Consider the following 25,123-nt stretch of genomic DNA (forward strand, 5'->3'; position numbering starts at 1 on the left):
AAGGTTACCTTCGTTCTGACAAGTAATTTTCGAACGGGGGATACTCATGCCTGTGCAGCGCAAGCAATTTGGAAAACGTGGACTGGACCCGCAAGGTCAGGGCCAGTGGGGCCCGAGCCAGAACGGCTATTCGGGCAACAATGCCTATGCTTCGAGCGCCGGCGGGTATGCGCGCGCCGGAGGCGCCGCCGTTCAGGTTGCCGGCGACAGCAGTCTTTCCATCATCGATGCGGTGATGCAGTTCCTCGGTTTCTTTTTCAGCTTCAACGGCCGCATCGGCAGGCTCGGTTACTGGGGCATCGGCACATTCAACCTGATCATGATGGTCGCGGTCATCTTTGCCTATTTCACCGCGATCGAGAACGAGATTCAATACTACGCAAACGCGGACGAACTACTGGCAAGCGGAAGTGGACTGACCATGTGGTTGCTGATCCTGCCGTTCTCCATTTCGAACCTCTCCGTTCAGGTTCGCCGGTTCCACGACAGGGATGTGTCGGGCTATTGGCTGCTCGTCTGGTTCATCCCGATTGTCGGCAGTCTCTTCGCCCTCTGTCAGGGGTTCGCCAACATGTTCTTCTCCGGCACACAGGGACCCAACCGGTTCGATACTCCGCAGAGCCAGGCTCACATCTTCGATTAACCCGAACCCGGGGCAATTCCCCGGCCAGCAACAAAAAACGCCGCCGGAAAAACCTTCCGGCGGCGTTTTGTTTTCTTCATCTCGGCTTTCCCGTCAGGCCATCAGCTCGGGCAGGATGGTGATGATCGAAGGGAATGCCAAAAGGCCTGCGATGGTCAGGACGTCTGCAACGAAGAACGGTACGCAGCCGCGGAAGACTTCCTGCACCGGAATATCCGGCCGCACTCCCGAGACAACGAAACAGTTCAACCCGATCGGTGGTGTGATCAGACAGAGTTCCGCCATCTTCACCACCAGAATGCCGAACCAGATCGAGCAGGCCTCACCCGACATGCCGAACGCACTGTCGGCAGCTGACACGCCTTCACCGCCGTTCAGCGCCATCACCGCAGGATAGACCACCGGCAGCGTGAGGATGAGCATGCCGATCGCATCCATGAACATGCCGAGAACGGCGTAAGCCAGGAGGATGCAGACCATCACCACCCAGGGCGAATAATCCAGGGCGACGATGAAGTCCTTGAAGGCGTCCGGCAGGCCGGCAAAACCCAGGAACCGCACGTAGACAAGCACGCCCCAGATCAGGGTGAAGATCATCACCGTCAGTTTCGCGGTCTCGTGCAAGGCCTGGCCGAGCTGCTTGGTGCGCATGCCTTTCATGAACGCAACGACCAGCACCACGAAGGCTCCGAGCGAACCGGCTTCGGTCGGGGTGGCCAGACCGAAGAAGAACGAACAGAAGATGATCGCGACGACGGCGATGATCGGCAGAGTTCCGGGCACGCTTTCGAAGCGCTCTTTCCACGTAAAGCCGCCGACCGGTGGTGCATCGCCACGCCAGGCGGCAACGGCCACGATGATGCCGACGTAGATCAATGCCGAGAACACGCCCGGCAGGAAACCGGCGATCAAGAGCTTGCCGACCGACTGTTCCACCAGAATGGCGTAGATCACCAGGATTGCGGACGGCGGGATGAGCGAGGCCAGCGTGCCACCGGCGGCAACGACGGCAGCCGACAGTCGTTTGGAATAACCGGCGGCCAGCATTTCGGGAATGGCGACACGCGCAAAGACCGCGGCTGTTGCCACCGATGCGCCTGATACAGCTGCGAAACCGGCAGTGGAGAACACCGTGCCTACGGCCATGCCGCCCGGCAGCCAGCCCAGCCAGCGCTTTGCCGCTTCGAAAAGCTGCTTGGTAAACCCGGCGTAGAAAGCCAGGAAGCCGATCAGAATGAATGTCGGCAGCACCGACAGGGCATAGGTGACCGACTTGGAATGCGGGATCGTGCCGGCCATCTGCAAGGCCACGAAGAAGCCTTTGGAGAACCCCATTTTCAGGGAGAACAGCACGATAAGGCCGACCAGTCCCGTAAAGGCCGCGGCAAAAGCCACACGCACACCCAGGACGACGAGGACCAGCAGGACGCCGGTCATCAGGAGGCCAACTTCAAACGGCGTCATCGCGCGCCTCCTTCTTCCACGTCATCGCCAAAGGCTTCTTCGATCTCGTGTTTGGCGTGTTCCTCGACACCCTCGATCATCGGCACGCAATAGGCTTCACGAGACGGGTTCACGACCAGACGGGCGTACCCGTAGATCTGCAAGCACAGGCGCAGGAACAGGAGACTGAGCGCGATCGGAACCATCAGCTTGGACGGCCAGGTCGGCAGGCGGATATCCATGGTGCTGTCGCCGATCGTCCAGGACCGGTCGAAATGGTACCAGGAGCCCCAGATCAGGAGCGCGACCGTGAAGGCGATCAGGATGACACCCAGCATTTCGCAGATGTAAAGCGTTCGGCCGCTTAGCCGGCCGAGCACGATTTCCATGCGGATATGGCCGCCGACGCGTTGGCAATAGGCAATACCGGCGAAGGCGAAGATAGCCATTGCCTGTTCGGTGATGTCGATGAAGCCGGGTACCGGGGTATTGAAGCCCAGGCGGCCGACAACCTGAAGGACGGCCAGCAGCATCAAGGCCAGGATGGCTCCTGCGGCAAACAGGTTGAAGGCATTCTCGACGTGAGCGAGCCAGCCGTCAAAGCGGATATAGGTGACCGGGCGCTCCGAAACGGAACGTCCTCCGGGATCGATTGTGTTCATGAGTTAAGCCCCGAGCATTGGCTTCCCGGCGCAGGTCGCGCCGGGAAGAGTGTGAAACAGTCCAGGCTTGCCGGGCTTATTCCGCGAGGGTCGACTTGACCATGTCCAGGATGTCCTGCGCCGGCAGACCGTTGGCGGACTGCTCTTCCACCCAGGCGGCCTGGATCGGACCGGCCTTTTCGGCAAAGGCAGCCAGTTCGGCATCGGAGAACTCAATCTGCGTCACACCACGGCTTTCCAGTTCCGGCCACCACTTTTCGTAGACCTTGTCATAGGTCTCCAGGTAATGCGCCAGGGCCGGCTCAACCGAGCTGTCGAGAGCTGCCTTGAAGTCGTCCGGAAGAGCGTTGTAAGCGTCGATGTTCACGATCACCGGGCACTGCACGGTTCCCGGGTTCAGGTTCTTGGTCCACCAGTTGGCGACTTCAACCACCTTGAACGACAGATGCGCATGCGGTGCGAAGCTGGCAGCCGCCACCGTGCCGGAATCAATCGCCTGATAGGTTTCCGAAGCGGTCACGGAGGTCGGCACCGCGCCGACAGATTCCATCAACTGGCCGATGCCGCCAAGGGCACGCACGCGCATGCCGTCAAAGTCGGAAATCGAGCTCGGCACATCGCCCTTGCCAGCAAAGTTGTACTGCGGCATCGGCGAAGGCATCAGAGCCTGAGCGTTCCAGCGGCCAAGGTCTTCCTTCACGGCGGGATGCTCATAGAGCTTCATCGATACCTTGATTTCCTGGTCAAGGTCCTTCACGCCCAGGAACGGCAGTTCCAGAACCGTCAAGCTCGGGTTCTTGTCCGGGTGATAGGAGGCGCAGATCTGCGCCATTTCGAACGCACCGAAGGAAATGCCGTCGAGATTCTCGCGAGACTTCGACAGGGCTTCACCGTACTGCAGTTTGATTTCGAACTTGCCGTCGGTCTTTGCGGCCACTTCTTCGGCCAGCTTTTCGACATGCTCGGTAAACGCGCGGCGCTTGCCCCAGAGCGACACGTTCCAGGTTACGTCGGCGGCGAAGGTTTCGGTGGCGAATACCAGAGACAGCGCAGCCGCGGATACAGCGGTTGCGGATTTCAGTGAAAAGAGCATGCAATCCTCCCAAGACGTTTGCTCATTTCCTTGACAGCTCGGCCTGAACACCTCCGCGCACAAGCCCGTGCCAAGTCGATGAGCCTGTAGCATGACCCGTGCCAGTTCTTGCTGGCAACACTTTCCGGCAGGAAATCGATGCTTCTTTCCGCCCCACCCTCCATTTGCTGCAGTGCACCTCGGCAAGATCTTGCCGATAGCCCGATACCCTCGGCGGATTTCCGCCGGTTCGGGTTGATGTGGGGAGCTTGTCTGCCAGCTTCGAACCGCCGTCTCATTTCCCGATTACCTCCATCCTGAGGCGGACCATCAGGTCCCTCTCATAGGATGCGCAGCACACTCGGGAGCCAGCGGCCCGTCCTTCGAAACAGCGCTCACGCGCTTCCTCAGGATTTGGCTTGATGTTGGGGCATCGCTCGGGTGAATGCTCTCAGGAATGCCTATCCCTCGACAGTCTCGGCATTCGCCTGATCGCGGCTGAGGCCGAGGCGGGTCATTTTTTCGTTGAGCGTTCGCCGCGGCAGGTTGAGTTCCTGCATCACGTCGGCCATCCGCCCACCATGACGACGCAAGGCACCTTCGATCAGGTTGCGCTCATAGGCGTCCATCAGCTCCTTCAGGCCACCTCCAACGGGAACCGGTCCCGTTTCCCGCTGCCCGGTCACCAGTTCTTCCAGCGGCTGCGGCGTGACCGGTGCGTTGAGCACGAAGCGCTCGGCGGCATTGCGCAGCTCCCGGACGTTTCCCGGCCAGCCATAGGTCTGCAGGAAAGCCTCGTCGCGGGCGCTTGTGGCCGGGGCATCCAGACCATACTGGGCGGCAAAGCGGTTCAGGAACGTGTCGAACAGCAGGAGCGCATCACGGCCTCGCTCGCGCAGTGGCGGCACCCGCAGTTCAATCGTATTCAGCCGAAAGAGCAGGTCCTCCCGCAGCCGTCCGCTGCGCACAGCTTCCCTGGGGTCGACATTGGCGGCGCTGACCAGACGGATATCGACATCGACGGGTCTTGTGCCGCCGATACGGTCTACCTTTTTCTCCTGCAGCACGCGCAACAGCTTCGGCTGCAACGCCAGCGGCATGGAGACGATCTCGTCCAGAAACAGGACGCCGCCACTTGCCGCCTCGATCCTTCCTGTCCTTTGCTTGTCTGCACCGGTGAAAGCGCCGACCTCATGGCCGAACAGTTCCGCTTCCACCATGGCCTCCGGCAGGGCTGCCGCGTTGATCGCCATGAAAGGCCCGTCCTTGCGCGGGCTGAAATCATGCAGAGCCTGGGCAATCACTTCCTTGCCTGTGCCGGTTTCACCGGTAATGAGAACCGCCGCATCCGTTGCAGCAAAATGCAGGATCTGCTGGCGCAGGGCCTGCATGGCGGGGCTATTGCCAATCAGGCGGCTTTCCAGCCCCGCGCTATCGAGCAATTGCGTGCGCAGCGAACGGTTCTCCAGAACAAGTGCACGCCTGTCGCATGCCCGGCGAACCACGTCGGCAATCAGATCTGGATCGAACGGCTTTTCGACAAAGTCATAAGCCCCGGCCCGCATCGCCTCGACCGCCATCGGCACATCGCCGTGACCGGTAATCAGCACCACTGGAAGATCCGCGTCGAGCGCCCCGATCTTGCGCAGAAGCGAGACGCCGTCTTCCCCGTCCAGCATCACATCCGAAACGACGCAACCCCGGAATTCGGCGGACAATCTGGCAAGCGCCTGACCTGCCGTTGCAACTTCATGGGTTTCAAAACCTGCAAGTCTTATCCATTGCCGCAGGGCCGCGCGCATGGACGGATCGTCGTCGACGATGAGAACTGGAATCTTCTGGGAAAGGTCGGTCATTCTGCGGCTTCTGGTTCCCGTTCGGTCCTGGTGCCGGAGGCGCTGTCACCGGCGCTGTTACTGGCTCTTTCACTGGCTTTCTCGCCGGACAAGGCAGGCAGACGCAATTCAAACACAGCACCCTTGGGGGTATTTGCGCGCACCGACAAGCTGCCGCCAAGGTCCTCCGCGAGCCGCATCGATATGGCAAGGCCGAGCCCCATACCCCCGCTGCTGGTCTTGGTGGAAAAGAACGGGTCGAAGATCCGTTCCTTCAGGTCCTCCGGGATGCCGGGGCCGTTATCGGAAATTGCCAGCACCAGCTCTGTCCCTTGTCGATCCGCGTGCAGTTTGACTTCACCGGCTTCTTCGCCCGCCGTTGCATCGGCACCGTTGCGCAAGAGATTGACCAGGATCTGCTCTATCCTGAGCGGAGCGGTTTCCGCCTCCAGCGGATCGGGCGGAAGGTCCAGTTTCAAAAGGCAGCCGGTCTCTTCAAACCGGGGCCGTACGATCTTTTCAGCGGTCCGGACACTTTCTGTCAGGTCAATCTTCTCGATACGGCTTTCACCGGGCCGCGCAAAGCGCTTCAGTTCCTGCGTGAGGCTGGCCATGCGCATCTGCAGGGAATCGATTTCGTCAAGGTTTTCCGAGGCGGTTTCCGTGTCGCCCTTTTCCAGAAACTTGCGTGTTCCGGCAACGAACATGCGCAAGGCCGCAAGCGGCTGGCTGAGTTCGTGGACCACTGCCGCAGACATCTCGCCCACAGCCGCCAGACGGCTCGAGCGGGCAAGGCCGCGCTGTGCTTCCAGAAGCTCTTTTTCAACGCGCCGCCGTTCCTGAATCTCCTCCACCAGACGGGTGTTCAGCTCTTTCAGTCCGGCCGATTCCTGACGCAGCAACGCAGAGGCCTTACGCAGACGCCGACCGCGCAGCACAAGGACAATGACCACATAGACAAGGCAGAGCGAAATGGTTGCCGCCCAGATCGGCAGCACGCTCTTGCGGGTCTCTTCCACCGGGACCAGGAAATGCAGGGTCCAGCCAAGCAGGCCGACATCCGCCGAATTGTGCCGGTAGTTCTTGCCGTCGATGACGAGCTGCTGTCTTTCCTGATCCAGACTATCGCTGACCGGGGACAATTCCCGACCGGCATACTGGCGCGTTGCCTCGATCATCTGACGCACCTCCTGCGGCAGCGTTGTCAACGTCCGGTAGCGCCAATCGGGCTGGCTCGACAGAAAAATCACGCCATTGTCGTCAGAGGCAAAGACGGTCTCACCGCCTTCGGCCCAGGCTTCTTCCAGGGGGCCCATGTCCACCTTGACGACAGCCACACCAACCGGCTTGCCGCTGACCGGCGTCGGCCGTGCCAGGAACAGGCCCGGCTCGTCCGAGGTCGCGCCGATTGCAAAGAACCGGCCTTCCTCGCCTTCAATGGCGGCTGAAAAATAAGGCCGGAAACCGTAGTTACGGCCGACCAGCGACAAGTCTTCCTGCCAGTTGCTTGACGCCAGGGTCGTGCCTTCGGCATTCATGACATAGAGCAGATCCACGCCTGAATTTTCGGCCATTTCCTGCAGGAACCGATTGGCGCTTTCCGATGGCTGGCCAAGGCCCAGCGCTGACGTTGCGCGGGGATCCCGTGCAATCATGTAAGGCAGATAGCGGTACTTCTGGTATTCGCCCAAAATCGTCTGGCGATAAAGCGTCAGCCGCTCGGCGGCCTTCCTGTCAACGCTGTCCTCATCCAGCTCCATGAAGAGCTGAACCAGCATGAAGGCGACAGCCACGAGCAGGAACGGTGGCAGCGCCAGATAGAACCAACGGTTTGACATGGCTCCATATTGCGCATTTTTTTCATTCCCGCCACCCGACCGGCTATCAGAACAAGTTGGTGACATTGATGCGCGTCAAGGACTCACCACATTCAGACCTATAGATTTTTAACGAGGCTGGTTCGATGACATGATACCGGCCGCAGGAGGGATATATGCCTATCAAAGATATTTTGACCGTTCTGGATCTCGCAGGTGACCAGCCGGCCGCCAAATACGCCCTGGAATTCGGCCGAAACTACGATGCCCATGTCACCGGACTGGCGGTGTCGTTCGAGCCGGTCGTTCCCGCATTCGCGGCCGCGCCGATGCCGGTCGACTATTTGCAGGCAGCGCACGAACAGGCAGTTGCCGCAGCCACCGAGGCCAAGAAGGAATTCGACGAGCTGGCCCGTCTGGCAGGTGTGAAGAGCGAAAGCAGGCTCGCGGAAATCCTCACCGGCGGCCCCCTGGAAAACGTGCTGGTTCATTGCCGCCCGACAGACCTGGTAGTCATCGGTCAGGCCAATCCGGACAAGCCGGAGCCGATGCGTGAGCTCTTGATCGAGACCGTCCTGTTTGAAAGCGGCGTACCGGTTCTGCTTGTACCCTATATCGGCAGCAAATCCTTCCAGCCGAAGAATGTGCTGGTTGGCTGGGACGGCAGCTCCACCGCGACACGGGCCATCCATGCGGCTCTGCCCGTTCTGGAAAAGGCGGAGAAAATCACGGTCCTGGTCGTCGAGAAGAAAGCCACGAAAGCAACCGGCCAACCGGGTGCCGACGTCGCCAACTATCTGGCGCGCCACAACATGGATGTCACCGTCGAGGTTGTCACCAACCCGCAAGCCGGCATTGCCGACACGGTGCTCAACCATGTCTCCGACAACAGCAACGATCTGGTCGTGATGGGCGGTTACGGCCACAGCCGCATGCGTGAATTCCTGTTCGGCGGGGCAACCCGGGAAATCCTGGAAGCCATGACCGTACCGGTTCTGATGGCCCATTAAGCCACCGGCGCACACTCGATCGCCGAGATTTTGCGATGCATGAAGCCCGCGAACCTGACACACTCCGGTCCGCGGGCTTTTTTTGACCGGAAAACATGATGAAACTGCAGGGTCGAAACACCGGCAAGGCCGGACGCTCGTCTGCAACCACCCTGTTGTTTTTCGCTTCTTGTTCGTGAATTTTATGACGCGCGACCTAGGTTCGTTTCAGACGCCTTGTTCCTTGCGGAGCTTTTCAAAGGATCGATCTCATGACCATTCGCAACCTCGACGGTTTCTTTGCGCCAGGATCGATAGCCATTATCGGCCCTTGCAGGCATCCGGGCGTCCTGACCAGCAAGTTGATTTCCTGCCTGCAGGATATTGAGGCCGGCCATCCGGTAACGCTCGTCGGGATCGATGAGGATGTCCCTTTCAAGGGACGAAAGGTCGCTCGGCTGGCCGATCTGGAGAAAATGCCGGATCTGGCAATTTATCTCGCCAAAGCGGAAGCGCTGCCGGAAAAGATCCGGATCCTTGCTGCTGGTGGGACGAAGGCCGTGCTTATCCCTTCGCCCGGCTTTGAAACCTGGCCTGAAGAGTTGCTTCAGGAGTGCCGCGAAGCCGCGCAGGCGACCAACTTGCGACTTATCGGACCAGGCACGCTTGGCCTTGCCGTTCCCGCCAGGGGACTTAACGCACTCCTCAGCGCGGAGCGCCCCGAAAAGGGGGAAGTCGCGTTTTTCGCTCGTTCCGGTGCCGTGCTCAATGCAACGCTTTCCTGGGCGAAGACCCACAATACCGGATTTTCCGCTGTCGTTTCTCTCGGCGCGCGGATGGATGTCGATATCAGCGACCTGATCGACTATTTCGCGCAGGACTATCATACCCGTGCGATCGTGCTTCACCTGGAAGGCATCGCGGTCCCGCGAAAATTCATTTCCGCCGCCAGGGCAGCAGCCCGCAGCAAGCCGGTGATCGTGATCCGCTCCGGCAAGAGCCGGGATACAGGCGGCTCAGGCAGAACCCACGCCGGGCGACTCGCACGGACTGACCGGGTCTATGAGACCGTGTTCCGCCGCACCGGCCTTTTGCGGGTGCATGATCTTGACGAGATGTTCGAGGCACTGGAAACCCTCTCCCACATTCGCGTTCCCCGCTGCGACAAGCTTGCCGTCATTGCGAACGGTCGCAGTCTTGCCAGTCTTGCCGTCGACAGGCTGATGGATCTGGGTGGATCCTTCGCCGAGCTTGGCACCGAAACTCGAACAGCTCTTGAAGACACCAGCCGGAGCCATGCCGGCCTGTCGGTGACACCTGCTGCCGATGGTTCGGTAATCCTGAAGGAGAACGTGACACCGGAACAGATTACCGAGGCAATCGTCACGGTGTTGAAAGACCCGAATGTGGATGGTGCCGTCGTGCTTCAGGCTGCCAGTGCCTTCCAGCCCTTGTCGGCCATCGCAAAGGCAATTGCCGATGCGGCGGCGCTGGACAGGCGGCGCACCGGGCGGCGCAAGGCCCTTGTCGCCGGTCTTATCGGTGGTGATGGGGCAACGCGGGCAGCCCTTTCCGAAGCGCGCATCCCGAACTATGCCAGCCCGGCCGAAGCTGCCCGCAGCCTGATGCATCTGGCGCATGATGCGCAGGCGCGCGAATTCCTTATGGCGGCCCCGGCCAGCCTGCCCAGCACGTTTTCACCCGATGTTGCGCGGGCACGCGGCATTGTCACAGCGGCGCTTCAGGAAGACCGCACCTGGCTCAGCCCGCCGGAAGTGGTCTCCGTTCTGGAAGCATATGATCTGCCGATCATGGCAACCGCCATGGCGACAACGCCAGAGGAAGCCGGCAAACTGTCGGAGCCTTTCTTCAAGACCGCGGCTCATTGCGTTGCCAAGCTGATTTCGCCGGATCTGCCGTTCAAGTCGCGCATCGATGGTGTGCGGCTGGGGCTGGAAAGCCCTGAAGCCGTCCGTCACGCGGCAGAAGAACTGATCGAAAAGACCAGACGGGACTACCCGGACGCCCGGATCGCCGGGCTCTCCATTCATCCGATGCTGGAAGACCGGCACGGGCTGGAACTTTATATGGGAGTTGCCGAAACACAGGACTTCGGCCCGGTCCTGGTGTTCGGTCATGGAGGTACCGCAATCGAGGAAAGCGAAGACGTCGCGCTGGAATTGCCGCCGCTGGATCTCAATCTGGCAGAAGCACTGATTTCCCGCACACGAATTGCCAGGCTTCTGGATGGCGGACCGGCGCGCCCGGCCCTCGACAAGGCAGCCCTTGCCCAGGCGCTGGTGAAACTCTCCCAGATCACCATCGATATTCCCGAAATACAGGAGCTCGACATCAATCCGCTGGTTGCCCTGCCGAGCGGGCTTATCGGGCTCGATGCCCGCATGACGTTGTGCCATCCGGAAAAGCGACCGGGCCGCGCCGGCAGTTCCCGCCTGGCCATCGCCCCCTATCCCCAGGAATGGGAGCAGACACTTGAGTTGAAGGATGGGCACGAGATCTTCATCCGGCCCGTGCGCCCGGAGGACGAGGACCTTTTCAAGACGTTTTTCGAGCAAGTGACGCCCGAAGACCTGCGCTTGCGGTTCTTTGCACCTGTGCGCGATTTCAGCCACAGGTTCCTGTCCCGGCTGACGCAGCTCGACTATGCCCGCGCAATCGCCTTTGCTGCCATCGAGCCCAAAGACGGCAGCTTGCTCGGCGTCGTCCGCCTGCACGCGGATCCCGACCATCAAACCGGCGAATACGCGATCATGGTCCGCTCCGACCTGAAGGGACAGGGCCTCGGCTGGACCTTGATGAAACTGCTCATTCGCTACGCCAGGGAAGACGGCATCGAGGTCATCAAGGGCGAGGTTCTGAAAGAAAACACCTCGATGATCTCCATGTGCCAGTCGCTCGGCTTTTCCGTCGGCACTTCTCCGGACGATCCCGGCATAGCCCTCGTGACGCTGCCTGTGGCGGAAGTGCCGGAACAGATCTGAACGCGTTGCGCAGTCCGCAACGCATCTGATTGCCGTTTGCCTGTCAGCACGCCCACATGGGCGTTGCCCCAAACAAAAAACGCTCCCCGCAAGGAGGAGCGTCCCGGGTGGTTCATCTGCAGATGCTCAGTGCGTTGCTGCCATACCGAAAGGCAGTTGTTCGCGGGCGTTCTTGTACCATTCGATGATCTTCTTGCGCTCGTCTTCTTCCATGAAGGAGACGTTGGCGGGCGGCATGGCGTTGGTAACGCCTGCCTGGAGGTAGATCTGCTTTGCGGCGCGCACGACGTCTGCCTTGGTTTCCAGATGCAGGCCCTTGGGTGCCCAGTGGATGCCTTCGTAGAAGGGTTCGCGGGCGTGGCACATGCCGCAGCGGCCGGGAATGATGTTCATGACATCATCGATGCCTTCCGCATTGGCGAATACCTGTTCGGTCTGCGTCAACGGACGGGCCTCCGACGCTTCCCAGGTATCCTGCTGGAGCGGTGCCATGGACAGCTGGATAATGGCGACGAACAGGATCGCCGTTGCCAGCCAGGTCCAGGTCGGCGCCGGAGCACCCGTGTGCTTGGTGTTGAAGTAATGCCGGATGGTGACCCCCATCAGGAAGACAAGGGCAGCAATCAGCCAGTTGTATTCCGAGGCGAACGCGAGCGGATAGTGGTTGCTCAGCATCAGGAACACGACCGGCAGGGTCAGGTAGTTGTTGTGGGTGGAGCGCAGCTTGGCGATCTTGCCGTATTTTGCGTCCGGGGTCCGCCCTGCCTTCAGGTCCGCCACCACGATCTTCTGGTTCGGAATGATGATGAAGAACACGTTCGCGGTCATGATCGTCGCGGTGAAGGCACCGAGATGCAGCATGGTGGCACGGCCGGTGAAGATCTCGTTGTACCCGTATCCCATGGCCACCAGCAGCGCGAACAGCAGCAGCATCAGCAGCGTCGGGCTTTCGCCGAGCTTCGACTTGCACAACCGGTCATAGACCAGCCAGCCGATGGTCAGAGACCCGGCGGAAATCAGGATACCCTGCCACAGGGCAAGATCGGCCTTTGCCGGATCGATCAGGTAAAGCTCGCCGCCGACCCAGTAGACGACCATCAGGAGAGCCGCGCCGGACAGCCATGTGGAATAGCTTTCCCATTTGAACCAGACCAGATGTTCCGGCATGTTTTCCGGGGCCACAAGGAACTTGCGGATATGATAGAAGCCGCCGCCGTGGACTTGCCACTCCTCGCCATGGGCCCCCTTGGGCAGGTCCGGGGCTTTCTTCAGGCCAAGGTCCAGCGCGACGAAATAGAACGACGAGCCGATCCAGGCCATCGCCGTAATCACGTGCAGCCAGCGAACCGCAAAGGCGATCCAGTCCCAAATGATGGCAATGTCCAGCATTGCTTCCCCTCCAAATTCGTTTGACCCAAGCTAGCTCATGCAAGAATTTTCTGGTATCTCGGGATAATTCCGAGCAGTTTCAAAAAAATCGGAACAATAAACCGGCCCGGTTGGACATCCTCATGGCGTATCTGGAAAACATCCGAACCTTTCTGCGCGTTTACGAGCTGGGCAACATGTCCGCCGCCGCACGCGATCTGCGGATTTCCTCCGCCGTCGCGTCGTCGCGGGTGTCCCAACTGGAAGAGCACCTGAACGTCCGCCTGTTCCAGCGAACCACCCGAGCCCTCAGCCCGACAGAGCATGGCAACTTGTTCTATCGCGGTGCAACAAAAATAATCGAGGCGGTGGAAGAAGCAGAAGCGGAGATCAGCAATGTCACCCGTTCACCGCGCGGCACGCTGTTTGTTGCCGCCCCCATCGGCATGGGCCAGCGGCTGATCGCCCCGGCGATCCCGAAATTCAAGGAAGCCAATCCGCTGATCGACATTCGCCTGCGCCTGTCCGACCGCAAGGTCGACCTGACGGGCGAAGGTCTCGATGCTGCTTTCTTCCTTGGGCTGCCGGAAGATTCCAATCTCAAGATCCGCAAGATCGCCGATTGCGACCGGCTGCTTTGCGCCTCTCCGGAGTATCTCGCCCGCAAGGGCAACCCGAAAACAAGCGACGAGCTTGCCGCCGGCCGCCATGACTGCCTCAACATGCGTTATCCTGGTGCACCGGAATTCCAGTGGCCGCTGCAGACGGAAAATGGCGTCAAGCGCGTCGCGGTGTCCGGCCCGTTCGAATCCGACCATGGCGATGTCCTGACCGGCTGGGCGCTGGAAGGCCACGGCATCGTGCTGAAACCGGCGTTTGAAGTTGCCGACTATCTGGCTTCGGGCAAACTGGTGCCGGTGCTGGAAAACGAACCGCCGATCCCGGTGCAGATGGCCTGCCTTTACACGCACCGCCGCCGCCAGGACCCGAAAGTACGCCTGTTCCTGGATTTCATGGTGGCGCATATCCAGAAGTCACTTGCGGAGTTGGCGAATGCCCACTGAGGGTTCACTCTCTCACCTCTTCACCAAGACCTCATGGAAGATCGCGGAGACCGGCGGCCCTCTCCAAGAGTGCCTTGATCTCGGCACGCAAAACCTCAGCAAAGCTTTCCACCAGAAGGGAAAGCGGCCGGTTGGCCGGAGTAAGCAGCGACATGTTGAGAAAGCACTCCGGCTTGAAAGGCCGGAAGATCAGGCTGTTCTGGTCGCCGCCCAGATGTGCCGGGCAGATACGCTATACTGGCTCTGTTGGAAACACAGACATTCGCCAACAGGCAGGCATCGCTGCGGCATTTGACCGGAGCGCTGCGCGGCGGGCGGCTGCTTGCCAAGAGGTTGGGACTACTCGCAGAAATCCGCAAGGCGGGCATTCCCCGCTACACCGGCGCATCGGCAATTGCCGTTGAGGGCAGGACGCAGGCCGAAACCATAAGCTTCACATTCGGAGGCAGAAGCCACAGGCTGGAGTGTGCAATGGTGCTGCTGCCGTCGCTTGGCGTTACTTGAGTGCTTGCCAGCAAGACCTCAGACGCAAACATACGCCGGTGTTAATCCCTTTGAAGTCCCCCCGGGCGAGCAACGCGAGACCCGGGGTCTGCTCATTTCCAGAATTCAGGCGTGGTTCTGAATGCGCCCGCTTCAGCGAGCCGCCTCTTCGAGTAGACCCCGGATCTGCGCTGCGCTTGTCCGGGGTGACGGCCTTGGGGGGCGGGGCTTGAACGAAAACGGCGCTGCCGGCTATGGCAAACGAAACGTCTGCACGGTTGGCAAGGTATCCTAAAACCTGTCCGGCAACAGAGACGATCTTCCAGCCCCCAGCCCCCTCATCCTGAGGAAGCGCGCAGCGCTGTCTCGAAGGATGGGCCGCTTGCTCCGGATTTGCCGCCAATAGTTCGAGGCATCGGCCAACCTCGGGATGAGCGATCCTCTCTGGCAAATTCACGGACAGAGTGTTGCTCGCCAGACACCCCTTGATCAAAATCCGTCGCAAGTTCAAGCCAATGTCCGGTGCAGTCCCCTCGCTTTGCTTCAGGTGTCTTGCACCTGTCACCGATCCTTGAAATGAACACCCCATGATCGGCTACTCGTCCTACATCCTGTGCACCTCCCCCCGTAGCGGCAGCACGCTGCTCTGCAAGCTTCTGGCGGCGACCGGTGTTTCCGGGCATCCGGGCTCCTATTTTCACAAGCCGTCCCAAGAGGATTGGCTTAAGGACCTGAATGTCGATGTTGTGCCGGGGGAAAACGAGCAGGCAACGCTGCGCCGCATCTTTGCGGCAGCTATCGAAAAGGGCACGCGGGGCAAAGGTCTTTTTGGCCTGCGGCTGCAGAGGCACAGCTTCGATTTCTTCATGAAACAGCTGGCCATCCTGCAACCGGCTCATGAAAGCGATTTAACGCGTCTTGAAGCAGCCTTCGGCAAGACGCTGTTCATTCACCTGACCCGTGCTGACAAGGTCGACCAGGCGGTTTCCTTCGTTCGCGCCGAGCAATCCGGCCTCTGGCACAGGGCTCCGGACGGCACCGAGCTCGAGCGTTTGTCGGAACCGCGCGATTTGCAATATGACGCCGCTGAAATCCGCGCCTGTCACGATCGCTTCACCCGGTTTGACCGCGACTGGCAAGCCTGGTTCGATATCCAGGGCATTTCCCCACTTCGGATTACCTATGACGCGCTTTCGGCAGATCCGCAGGCCACGCTGAGACTGGTACTTCAACGGCTCGGCCTGGAAGTGTCAGCAGCGGAGGGTGTCGTGCCCGGCGTTGCCAAACTGGCAGATGCCACCAATGCCGACTGGGTGTCCCGTTTCCGCGCTGAGCTTGAGATCGACAGCGCCAGCTAAAGCCGCCTGTGTGAACCACCTACGCGGCCGCGCCGTATCCTTCTCGAAGAAGCACGCGTTTTGCAGCCGCCTTGGCCGCGGGCCAGGAATGCTGTTAAGCTGTTGATGCTTCGACGGGAAACAGACGGACGGGTGGTTTGATGAACCTCGAAAGTTTCGTTGCCGAACTTCAATCCTGGGCCACGCTGGCTCTCAGCTACCTGACTGCGCCCTGGTTTGCCTATCAGCTCGCCATCATCGTAGTTCTGTTCGGCCTGGCCAAGCTGCTGAGCCTTCGCGTCGAGCCGAGGCTTGAAGCCCGTGCACGTGAAATCAGGGGCCATCCGGGCCTGCTTCGTGTGGTGGTGGCCCTGCTCCGGCGGATCGAGTGGATCTTCTTCAGCCTGTTCCTGTTCATTGCGCTTACGGTGATGCGCAGCGTCACCTGGCCGAGCCGGAGCCATTTCATTGCGATCGCCCTGTCGCTGTCGCTCGCCTGGCTGTTTGTCTCGGTTCTGTCGAGGGTTATCCGCAACCGGCTGGTGGCAAGAACGCTCAGCTGGCTCGCCTGGATCTATGTTGCGCTGGTCATTCTGGGCTTTGACGACGAGGCCGGCACCTTCCTCGACAGTCTGGCATTGCCACTCGGCGAGATGCGGTTGTCCTTGCTGCTGATCCTGAAGGCGGTTCTCTTGCTGTTTGCAACCGTCTGGGTCGCGGTGGTCCTCGGGCGCTATTTCGATGAGCAGGTACAAAAGTCGGATGAGCTGACCCCGTCGATCCGCGTGTTGATCGGCAAGGTCGCCAAGTTCGGGCTGATCCTGGTGGCCGGAACGGTTGCGCTTTCCTCGGTCGGTATCGATCTCTCCGCCTTCACCGTCTTTACCGGGGCGGTCGGCCTCGGTCTCGGGTTCGGCCTGCAGAAGGTCATTTCCAACTTCATTTCCGGCATCATCATCCTGCTCGACAAGTCGATCAAACCCGGCGACACCATCTCGCTCGAAGGCACCTTCGGCTGGATCCGCGAGTTGCGCGCCCGCTTCGTTTCCGTGGTAACGCGGGACGGACGCGAATATCTGATCCCGAACGAGGACTTCATCACCCACCGTGTGATCAACTGGTCCTTCAGCGACGAACTTGTCCGCCTTGACGTCAATTTCGGCGTCTCCTACGACGCCGACCCGCATGAAGTTTCGAAGCTTGCCATCGAAGCGGCGATGACGGTCGGCCGAGTGGAAGGCTCCCGCCGTCCGGTCTGCTGGCTTATGGGCTTCGGCGACAGTTCGCTCGACTTCGTCCTGCGTTTCTGGATCCGCGATCCGCAACAGGGCCTCACCAACGTGCGCGGCAAGGTGTTGCTGGCGCTTTGGGACACCTTCAAGGAAAACAACGTCGGCATCCCGTATCCGCATCGGGAAATCATCATGAAGAAGGAGACGGGCAATGGATTGCCTGCCGAGGCGTTCCAAGAAGTCCGCGGAAAGCAGAATGAAATCGATTAGGCGGTAGCGCTTCAACCTTGTCCGGACGGGTGATCACCGATCGAAGCTGTCGATACCCCAGCACAGCAAAAAACCTCATCCTGAGGAGGACCTTAGGTCCGTCTCGAAGGATGGGCCGCTTGTTTCGAGCAAGGGTCCCATCCTTCGAGACGCGAGCAGGCTCGCTCCTCAGGATGAGGCTGAAACTTTGGAAAGACACTCGAAACAGCGACTTTCCTCAACTCCCCCGATAGGTCGAATAGCTGAATGGCGAGACCAGAAGCGGCACGTGGTAGTGGGCTTCTTCCGACATGCCGAACCGCAGCGGCACCGTGTCGAGAAACTTCGGGTCCGGCAAAGCGATTCCTGCGGCGTCGAAATAGGCACCGACATGGAACACCAGCTCGTAGGTTCCGGTCTTGAATTCGTCTTTCGGCAGGATCGGGCTGTTGGTGCGGCCGTCGTCGTTGGTTTCCAGGCTGCGGACGTAGGTCCTGTTGTCTCCATCAATTGCATAAAGATCGATCTTGATGCCTTTTCCAGGGCAACCCTGGGCGGTGTCGAGCACGTGAGTCGTCAGGTAACCGGCCATCTTGGCCTCCTCCAAATGTCAGTTTGCGCGCATGATGCTGTGGGCCTCAATCGAAGGGCACCCGTGGTTCACAGGAAGCACTTTCTAAAAAGACGAGAAAGTCATGTCCATTATTCTGTTTTATAAGAAGACAACATGCCAGCCCTTGAATGAGGCATAGTCTTTGCTTGGTTCAAAACACGTTGGTATCACGAGGAGGTCCGTCTTGAATCGCTATTCCCGGAACATGCGTGGCTATGGTCAGAACCCGCCGGATCCAAAGTGGCCAGGCGGGGCCAGGGTCGCTGTCCAGTTCGTGTTGAATTACGAGGAAGGCGGCGAGAATTGCGTGCTGCATGGCGATGCGGCGTCCGAGGCGTTCCTGTCCGATATTCCGGGTGCCGCCCAATGGCAGGGCAAACGCCACTGGAACATGGAATCCATCTATGAATACGGCGCCCGCGCCGGTTTCTGGCGCCTGCACCGGCTGTTCACGCGGGCCGATATTCCGCTGACCATCTATGGTGTCGCTTCCGCTTTGGCCCGCAGCCCGGAACAGGTGCAGGCCATGAAGGACGCCGGTTGGGAAATCGCCAGCCATGGCCTGAAGTGGGTCGAACACAAGGATATGCCCGAGGCCGAGGAACGTGCGGCCATTGCCGAGGCGATCCGCCTGCACACGGAAGTGGTCGGCAGTCGCCCGCTCGGCTGGTACACGGGCCGCTGCTCGGAAAACACCGTTCGCCTCGTCGCCGAGGAAGGCGGTTTTGCCTATATTTCAGACACCTATGATGATGATCTGCCCTATTGGCTGGATGCCGATGGCCGTGATCAGCTGATCATTCCCTATACGCTGGAAGCCAACGACATGCGCTTCGCGACGGCACCGGGATGGACGGATGGAGAGGATTTCTTCCTCTATCTGAAGAACGCCTTCGACATGCTTTATGACGAAGGCACGACGGACACGCCGAAGATGATGTCCATCGGCCTGCATTGCCGCCTCGTCGGCCGTCCGGGCAAGATCATGGCACTGAAGAAGTTCATCGATCATATCCAGGCTCATGAAGGCGTCTGGTGCCCACGCCGCATCGAGATTGCGGACCATTGGGCCAAGACGCACCCGCCGCAGAAGGGTCTTCGCCCCAGCCGTATGGAAAAAGCCGAGTTCGTCAAAACCTTCGGCAGCATCTTCGAGCACTCCCCCTGGATCGCCGAACGTGCCTTCGAGCTGGAACTCGGCCCGGCTCATGACTGTGCCGCCGGTGTTCACAACGCGCTGTGCCGCATGTTCCGCTCCGCAAGCGAGGATGAGCGCCTCGGCGTTCTGACTGCCCACCCGGATCTGGCCGGAAAGCTGGCACAGGCAGGCCGCCTCACAGCGGAAAGCACCAACGAGCAGGCCAGCGCCGGTCTCGACATGCTGACCGACGAGGAACGCGAGACCTTTACCCGGCTGAACAATACCTACGTCGAAAAACACGGCTTCCCGTTCATCATCGCGGTGCGCGATCACGACAAGGCCTCGATCATGGCTGCCTTCCAGCGCCGGATCGACAACGACCGGGCGACTGAATTCGAGGAAGCCTGCCGCCAGGTGGAACGGATTGCCCAGTTCCGGCTCAAGGACCTGCTGCCGTGAGCCGTCTCATTGCCCCATCGATCCTGACCGCAGAGGCCTTCGCCCCCTATGGCGATGTTCTCGAGGTGGCGGGCGCACCCGACAAAATCATAAATCAGGGCATGTGCGGCCGCCATCATGACCGGGCGAAGCTCGACTTCGGCGAAGGCCGGGCAGGCATCAGCCTGTTCGATGCCAAGGCCCGGTCGTTTCCCTATGTCGTCGACATGGTCGAGCGACACCCGGAAGGCAGTCAGGCCTTCATACCGCTGGACGGTGTGCCGATGCTGGTTGTCGTCGCTGACGACGAGAATGGCCAGCCGGTCAACCTGAAGGCATTCATCAGCCAGCCCGGACAGGCGATCAACCTGTATCGCGGCACCTGGCACGGTGTTTTGGCCCCGCTTTGGCAAGCGGGCCGCTACGCGGTCGTGGACCGCATCGGGGAAGGAACCAACCTGGAGGAACACTGGTTTCCCGACCCTTGGACAGTGGAGGCCGACAACAAGGAATAAGCCTCCCTTTCAGAACGATCCCTGCCCGCTCAACGAGGCGGAGACGTTCACACGACCTTCAGAGGAGCAGAAATGTCTAATTCATCGATCGGATCTCCGGAGCAGCTCCGGGATCCCAATTACACGCCACCGCTTTACAAGGCGATCCCGCTCGGCATCCAGCATGTCCTGGCCATGTTCGTCTCCAACGTCACACCTGCCATCATCGTGGCCGGTGCAGCCGGGTTCGGCTTCGGGTCCAATTCTCCCGACTTTCCCGAACTGCTTTATCTCATCCAGATGTCGATGGTCTTTGCCGGGGTCGCGACCCTGTTGCAAACGATCACCCTCGGCCCGGTCGGTGCGGCATTGCCGATCGTTCAAGGCACATCCTTTGCCTTCCTGCCGATCATGATCCCGCTTGTTGCCGGCAAGGGGGTCGACGGTCTCGCGGCTCTGTTCGGGGGCGTGATCATCGGCGGTTTCTTCCATGCGTGCCTTGGCCTCGTCATCGGCAAGATCCGCTTCGCCCTGCCTCCCCTGGTGACAGGACTTGTGGTGACGATGATCGGTCTCGCGCTGGTTCAGGTGGGCATCCAGTATGCCGCCGGCGGTGTCCCCGCCATCGGCACGCCGGAATACGGCTCGCTGCTCAACTGGGCGGCCGCTCTGGTGGTGATCGTGGTGACACTCGGGCTGAAGTTCTTCGGCAGGGGCATGATGTCGGTCTCCGCGGTTCTGCTCGGTCTGATCGCCGGTTACATCTTCGCCCTTGCCACCGGCATGCTGACCTTTGAAGCCGTCTCCACGTCCTGGGACCGTGCGGCTGTCTTTGCCCTGCCGCAGCCGTTCAAATACGGCTTCGAATTCTCGTTCGCGGCCGTGCTCGGCTTCTGCCTGATGGCCTTCGTTTCCGCGGTGGAAACCGTGGGCGATGTATCCGGCATCACCAAGGGTGGCGCCGGCCGGGAAGCGACCGACAAGGAAATCGCCGGTGCGACCTTTGCCGACGGTCTCGGCACGGCTGTCGCCGGTTTCTTCGGCGGTTTCCCGAACACCTCGTTCAGCCAGAACGTCGGCCTCATCGCCATGACCGGCGTCATGAGCCGCCATGTGGTGACCATCGGCGCGATCTTCCTGATCGTCTGCGGCCTGATCCCGAAGGTTGGCGCGGTCATCCGCACCGTTCCGATCGAGGTTCTCGGCGGGGGTGTCATCGTGATGTTCGGCATGGTTGTTGCCGCCGGTATCTCGATGCTGTCGGATGTGAACTGGAACCGGCGCAACATGGTGATTTTCGCCATTTCGCTTTCCATCGGTCTCGGTCTGCAACTGGAACCGGGCGCCCTGCAGCACATGCCGGACACCGCACGTATCCTTCTGACCAGCGGCCTGCTGCCGGCAGCCCTGATCGCCATCGTCCTCAACCTGGTGCTGCCGGAAGAACTCTCCGACGAATCCACCGAAGAGGTTTCCGGCGGTCTCTCCGGCCACGGACGCGGCTCCCTGCCGAAGGAAGAAACCGCGTAAGGACAAGCCACACCTGTATGAGAAAGGGCCGCGTGAGCGGCCCTTTTTTATGACTTCTTGCACGTCGTCCCGGACGCAGCGCAGCGGAGATCCCGGGTTTGTCGATATGCAACGTAAAAGACCTCGGTCCTGTGGGGCCCCGATCCCGGCTCGCACTTCGTTCGGCCGGGATGACGATGGAGGAGAAACTGTGTCCCTACCGAGCCGCCATCAGCCGGGCCATGTCGATCATGCGGGCGGAGAAGCCCCATTCATTGTCATACCAGCCGAAGATGCGCACCTGATGGTCGTTGGCCTCGAGCGTTTCGGGCAGGTGTATGACGAGGGATTCAGGCCGCGCACGCATGTCCGTGGACACCACATGGTCCTGCACGAAGCCGATTACCGGATTGCCGGAAAAGATCTCGAGCAGCCTGGTGTTGAAGGGGGCCTTCACGGGCTGTGCCAGTGTCACCGTCAGGTCGACGGCGGACACGCTGATCGCGGGCACACGGACGGCGGCACCGCTGATCTTGCCCTCAAGCTGCGGCAGAACCTTGCCGACAAGCTTGGTGGCGCTGGTGGTGGTTGGCACCATGGAGACGCCGCCGGCACGACTGCGCTCCAGCGGCCCCCTCGGGGCGTCCACCATCGGCTGACTGCCGGTGTAGCAGTGGATGGTGGTCATGTGCCCGCTCTTGATGCCGATAGCATCATCAAGACCGCGTAGCAGCGGAGCGAGGGCATTGGTGGTGCAGGAACCGTTGGAGACGATGCGGTGGTCGCCGAGCTGGTCTTCGTTGGCACCAAGCACCAGGGTGATATCGGCTGCCCTGGAGGGGCCTGAAATCAACACGTTGGCAGCGCCGGCTTTCAGGCCACGTTCCGCAATCTCACGCGTGTCGGCCTTGCCGGTGCATTCCAGCACCACGTCCACCTGGGAAAGATCAAGGAAAGACAGATCGGGTTCGGCGGAGAAGACGATCTCACGTCCGTCCACCGTCAAGGTGCCCTCGCCCGCTGTTACTTCGCCCGGCCACGGACCGAAGACGCTGTCATACTTGAAGAGATAGGCACAGGTCTCAAGCGGTGCGATATCGTTGATCCGCACCACCTCGATGCGTTCCGTTTCCGGAAGCTTCAGCACTTGACGCAAGAGGGTCCGGCCGATCCGGCCGAACCCGTTGATCACAATCCGCATTTTCCACGGTCCGTCTAGAAATCCACTTCGATCGCGACGCCCTTCTGGATTGCCAGATCGACCGCGGCGGATGCCACGGCAAGGTCCTGAAGGCCGACGCCGGTCCCGTCGAAAAGCGTAATATCGCTCTGCGAGGTCCTGCCCGGATGATTACCATTAATGACGGCGCCGATCTCAATTATATTGTCCTCAGAGACAATTCCGCTGGCCACTGCATGCTGGCATTCACCGATCGTCGCTGACTGAGCGACTTCATCCGTGAAGAGCTTTGCCTTGGCAACAAGCGCAACATCGACTTCCTGTTTGCCCTTGGTATCGGTGCCCATGCACGCGATATGCGTGCCCGGCGAAACATGCTCTTCCATCAGGATCGGATCGAAGCTGGAAGTGATCGAGATGATCACGTCGGCTTCCGCACCCAGCCTGGCCAGATCGACAGATTCGTAGGGCAGACCGAGTTCGTTCGCCGTTTCCTCCAGACGCACCAGCATCTCCGGATGAAGGTTCCAGCCCAGGACCTTCTCGAAATCGCGCTGTTCGGCGGCGGCCCGCATCTGGAATGCGGACTGGTGGCCGGCTCCGATCATGCCAAGCACCTTCGCGTCCTTGCGTGCCAGATGCTTGATGGAAACCGCAGAAGCTGCCGCTGTTCTGAGGGCGGTCAGCAGGTTGCCGCCGACGACGGCCTTCGCCTTGCCGGTATCGGCATCGAACAGGAACACGGTCGACTGGTGGTTGGTCAGGCCCTTTGCCATGTTGCCCGGCCAGTAGCCACCGGATTTCAGGCCGAGTGCCAGCGAGGACCGGTCGAAGCCCGACTTGAACCCGTATAGCGCATCGGCATGGCCGATTGCCTCGCGAATAACCGGAAAATTATAGGCCGCCCCGCCCGCCATGGCGGCAAAGACGCTTTCGACAGCGTCAAAGGATTCCTGGCGGCCGATCAGGCCGGCGATTTCCTTTTCAGGAACGATGATCATGTGTGTCTCCAGCAAAACATCGTCTTCCCCCCCGACCTCATCCTGAGGAGTCGCAACGCACCATCTCGAAGGATGGGTGGCTCGCTCGGAGTGTTTGGCCCATCCTTCGAGACAGACCTGTGGTCTTCCTCAGGATGAGGGGGATGGTGGTTATTTACGTGGCAAACCCCACCGTCGTCATGCCATGGCTTCACCATGGCATCCATGCCGCTCCCCATCCGTTCGAAAAGCTTCGATGTGTGGAAAGGTCACGGCATGGATTGCCAGGACGAGCCCGGCAATGACGAACAGTTGGGAGCTCGTAGTATTCAGTAAGCCTTGCCGCGGGCCGAGACCGGCCAGACCGTCTCGACCTTGCCGCCCCGCACGCCGACATACCAGTCGTGGACGTTGGCGGTCGGGTCGCAGTGGCCGGGTACCAGCTTCAGCTTCTCGCCCACCTGCAGAACACCCTTCGGGTCGGCAATGACACCGTGCTCGTCCGAGCACTTGATGTATTCGACATCGTTGCGGCCGTAGATGAACGGCAGACCGCTGTCGACGGACTGGGCTTTGAGGCCCGCATCACAGATCGCCTTGTCGGCTTTCGCGTGGCTCATCACCTGGGTCAGGATGAAGAAGGCATTTTCCCATTCCCCCTGGTCGATGCGCTTGCCGTCCTTATCGAGAATGCGGCCGTAGTCTGCATCCATGAAGGCATAGGAACCGCATTGCAGCTCGTTGTAGACGCCCGAATTGGATTCAAAATAGTAGGAGCCCGTGCCGCCACCTGAAACGAGTTCCGGCTCCAGGCCTTCCTTCTTCAACGCCTCGACAGCGTCCTTGACCATCGCAATGGCAATGTCGAGCTTGTCCTTACGGGCTTCATAGCTGTCGATATGCTGCATGGCGCCCTGATAGGCCTGGATGCCGCTGAACTTCAGGTTCCTTGCCGCGTCCACTGCCTTGGCGATTTCGACGACTGCCTCGCTGGTGGTAACGCCGCAACGACCGGCACCGCAATCGATCTCGATGAAGACTTCCAGCGTGGTGCCGTGCTTGGCAGCGGATTCAGACAGATCGGCAACATTGGCAAGATCATCGACACAGACGATCGTGCGGCAGCCAAATTTGGGCAGCCGGGCCAGACGATCGATCTTGGCCTTGTCGCGAACCTGGTTCGACACCAGGATGTCCTTGATACCGCCACGGGCAAAGACCTCGGCTTCCGAAACCTTCTGGCAGCAGACCCCGACAGCACCGCCGAGCCGTTCCTGCAGTTTTGCGACATCGACCGACTTGTGCATCTTGCCATGCACCCGGTGACGCATGCCGTGGGCCTTGGCGTAGTCGCCCATCTTCTTGATGTTGCGCTCCAGTGCATCGAGATCGAGCACCAGGCAAGGCGTCTGGATATCGGCCTCGTCCATGCCCGGAAGGGCCGGAATGTCGAAGCCGACTTCGAGTTTTTCAAATCCGGTTTGTGCGTTCATTTTTCTTCTCCAAATGGCTCAGGCATTCCAGATCAACCAGCTTTCGGAATTCATCCGAAAGCTGAAAAGTTGATCGTTT

General features: G+C 60.2%; 20 protein-coding genes. 10 read left to right on the forward strand and 10 right to left on the reverse strand.

The features are described 5' to 3' along the window. Positions 1–46 precede the first annotated feature (46 nt). Positions 47–643 (forward strand): DUF805 domain-containing protein, encoded by a 597-nt coding sequence (locus FIU93_RS01220; protein WP_023002119.1) that lies wholly within the window; start codon positions 47–49, stop codon positions 641–643. Positions 644–736: 93 nt separating this feature from the next. On the opposite strand, the gene FIU93_RS01225 is transcribed toward FIU93_RS01220, so the two are convergent. The 5 genes from FIU93_RS01225 to FIU93_RS01245 form a co-directional block, all read right to left on the reverse strand. Beyond that, positions 737–2,107 carry a TRAP transporter large permease gene (locus FIU93_RS01225; RefSeq protein ID WP_023002120.1) on the reverse strand — a complete coding sequence of 457 codons (1,371 nt, stop codon included), beginning with the start codon at positions 2,105–2,107 and terminating at the stop codon, positions 737–739. Beyond that, positions 2,104–2,748, reverse strand: coding sequence for a TRAP transporter small permease (locus tag FIU93_RS01230; protein ID WP_152504623.1), 645 nt, complete (start codon positions 2,746–2,748; stop codon positions 2,104–2,106). Before FIU93_RS01230 ends, FIU93_RS01225 begins: the two co-directional genes overlap by 4 nt. 76 nt (positions 2,749–2,824) lie before the next feature. Continuing rightward, on the reverse strand, positions 2,825–3,841 hold the full coding sequence (locus tag FIU93_RS01235) for a C4-dicarboxylate TRAP transporter substrate-binding protein (RefSeq protein WP_075284590.1): 1,017 nt from the start codon (positions 3,839–3,841) through the stop codon (positions 2,825–2,827). Between the two features lie 440 nt (positions 3,842–4,281). Continuing rightward, positions 4,282–5,676 carry a sigma-54 dependent transcriptional regulator gene (locus FIU93_RS01240; protein ID WP_152504624.1) on the reverse strand — a complete coding sequence of 465 codons (1,395 nt, stop codon included), beginning with the start codon at positions 5,674–5,676 and terminating at the stop codon, positions 4,282–4,284. Further along, positions 5,673–7,493, reverse strand: coding sequence for an ATP-binding protein (locus FIU93_RS01245; protein WP_152504625.1), 1,821 nt, complete (start codon positions 7,491–7,493; stop codon positions 5,673–5,675). Before FIU93_RS01245 ends, FIU93_RS01240 begins: the two co-directional genes overlap by 4 nt. 155 nt (positions 7,494–7,648) lie before the next feature. Here FIU93_RS01245 and FIU93_RS01250 point away from each other — a divergent pair, with 155 nt between their 5' ends. Further along, positions 7,649–8,482, forward strand: coding sequence for a universal stress protein (locus tag FIU93_RS01250; protein ID WP_055657672.1), 834 nt, complete (start codon positions 7,649–7,651; stop codon positions 8,480–8,482). A 251-nt stretch (positions 8,483–8,733) separates the two neighbouring features. Continuing rightward, positions 8,734–11,463, forward strand: a complete 2,730-nt coding sequence (locus tag FIU93_RS01255) for a GNAT family N-acetyltransferase (protein ID WP_152504626.1) — start codon at positions 8,734–8,736, stop codon at positions 11,461–11,463. 126 nt (positions 11,464–11,589) lie between these two features. On the opposite strand, the gene FIU93_RS01260 is transcribed toward FIU93_RS01255, so the two are convergent. After that, entirely contained in the window at positions 11,590–12,852 is a 1,263-nt protein-coding gene (locus FIU93_RS01260) for a urate hydroxylase PuuD (RefSeq protein WP_077290776.1), read from the reverse strand. A 122-nt stretch (positions 12,853–12,974) separates the two neighbouring features. Here FIU93_RS01260 and FIU93_RS01265 point away from each other — a divergent pair, with 122 nt between their 5' ends. The 4 genes from FIU93_RS01265 to FIU93_RS01280 all read left to right on the forward strand — a co-directional run bounded on the left by FIU93_RS01265 (position 12,975) and on the right by FIU93_RS01280 (position 17,217). Then, a complete protein-coding gene (locus FIU93_RS01265; RefSeq protein WP_031269774.1) occupies positions 12,975–13,895 on the forward strand; it encodes a LysR family transcriptional regulator in 921 nt (306 codons plus the stop codon). Between the two features lie 246 nt (positions 13,896–14,141). Further along, the gene (locus FIU93_RS01270) at positions 14,142–14,399 is read left to right on the forward strand and encodes a hypothetical protein (RefSeq protein ID WP_152504627.1); all 258 of its coding nucleotides are present in this window, start codon (positions 14,142–14,144) and stop codon (positions 14,397–14,399) included. Between the two features lie 566 nt (positions 14,400–14,965). Beyond that, a complete protein-coding gene (locus FIU93_RS01275) occupies positions 14,966–15,736 on the forward strand; it encodes a Stf0 family sulfotransferase (RefSeq protein WP_152504628.1) in 771 nt (256 codons plus the stop codon). A gap of 140 nt (positions 15,737–15,876) precedes the next feature. Beyond that, positions 15,877–17,217, forward strand: a complete 1,341-nt coding sequence (locus FIU93_RS01280) for a mechanosensitive ion channel domain-containing protein (protein ID WP_152504629.1) — start codon at positions 15,877–15,879, stop codon at positions 17,215–17,217. Between the two features lie 217 nt (positions 17,218–17,434). Here FIU93_RS01280 and uraH read toward each other — a convergent pair whose 3' ends face one another. Then, the gene (gene uraH, locus FIU93_RS01285; protein WP_062490355.1) at positions 17,435–17,788 is read right to left on the reverse strand and encodes a hydroxyisourate hydrolase; all 354 of its coding nucleotides are present in this window, start codon (positions 17,786–17,788) and stop codon (positions 17,435–17,437) included. Positions 17,789–18,014: 226 nt separating this feature from the next. Here uraH and puuE point away from each other — a divergent pair, with 226 nt between their 5' ends. The 3 genes from puuE (at position 18,015) to FIU93_RS01300 (ending at position 21,412) form a co-directional block, all read left to right on the forward strand. Next, a complete protein-coding gene (puuE, locus tag FIU93_RS01290) occupies positions 18,015–19,409 on the forward strand; it encodes an allantoinase PuuE (RefSeq protein WP_209010366.1) in 1,395 nt (464 codons plus the stop codon). Beyond that, positions 19,406–19,903 (forward strand): ureidoglycolate lyase, encoded by a 498-nt coding sequence (locus tag FIU93_RS01295; protein WP_023002142.1) that lies wholly within the window; start codon positions 19,406–19,408, stop codon positions 19,901–19,903. The genes puuE and FIU93_RS01295 overlap by 4 nt, the downstream gene beginning before the upstream one ends. A gap of 72 nt (positions 19,904–19,975) precedes the next feature. After that, positions 19,976–21,412 carry a nucleobase:cation symporter-2 family protein gene (locus FIU93_RS01300; protein WP_023002143.1) on the forward strand — a complete coding sequence of 479 codons (1,437 nt, stop codon included), beginning with the start codon at positions 19,976–19,978 and terminating at the stop codon, positions 21,410–21,412. A gap of 196 nt (positions 21,413–21,608) precedes the next feature. Here FIU93_RS01300 and FIU93_RS01305 read toward each other — a convergent pair whose 3' ends face one another. From FIU93_RS01305 to bhcC, 3 genes are all read right to left on the reverse strand, one after another. Then, positions 21,609–22,592, reverse strand: a complete 984-nt coding sequence (locus tag FIU93_RS01305) for a glyceraldehyde 3-phosphate dehydrogenase NAD-binding domain-containing protein (protein ID WP_152504631.1) — start codon at positions 22,590–22,592, stop codon at positions 21,609–21,611. A 14-nt stretch (positions 22,593–22,606) separates the two neighbouring features. Then, positions 22,607–23,572 carry an iminosuccinate reductase BhcD gene (gene bhcD / locus FIU93_RS01310; protein ID WP_023002146.1) on the reverse strand — a complete coding sequence of 322 codons (966 nt, stop codon included), beginning with the start codon at positions 23,570–23,572 and terminating at the stop codon, positions 22,607–22,609. A 308-nt stretch (positions 23,573–23,880) separates the two neighbouring features. Next, a complete protein-coding gene (gene bhcC / locus FIU93_RS01315; protein WP_152504632.1) occupies positions 23,881–25,044 on the reverse strand; it encodes a 3-hydroxy-D-aspartate aldolase BhcC in 1,164 nt (387 codons plus the stop codon). Positions 25,045–25,123 lie beyond the last annotated feature (79 nt).

The organism is Labrenzia sp. THAF35 (assembly GCF_009363595.1).
Classification (GTDB): Bacteria; Pseudomonadota; Alphaproteobacteria; order Rhizobiales; family Stappiaceae; genus Roseibium; species Roseibium algicola.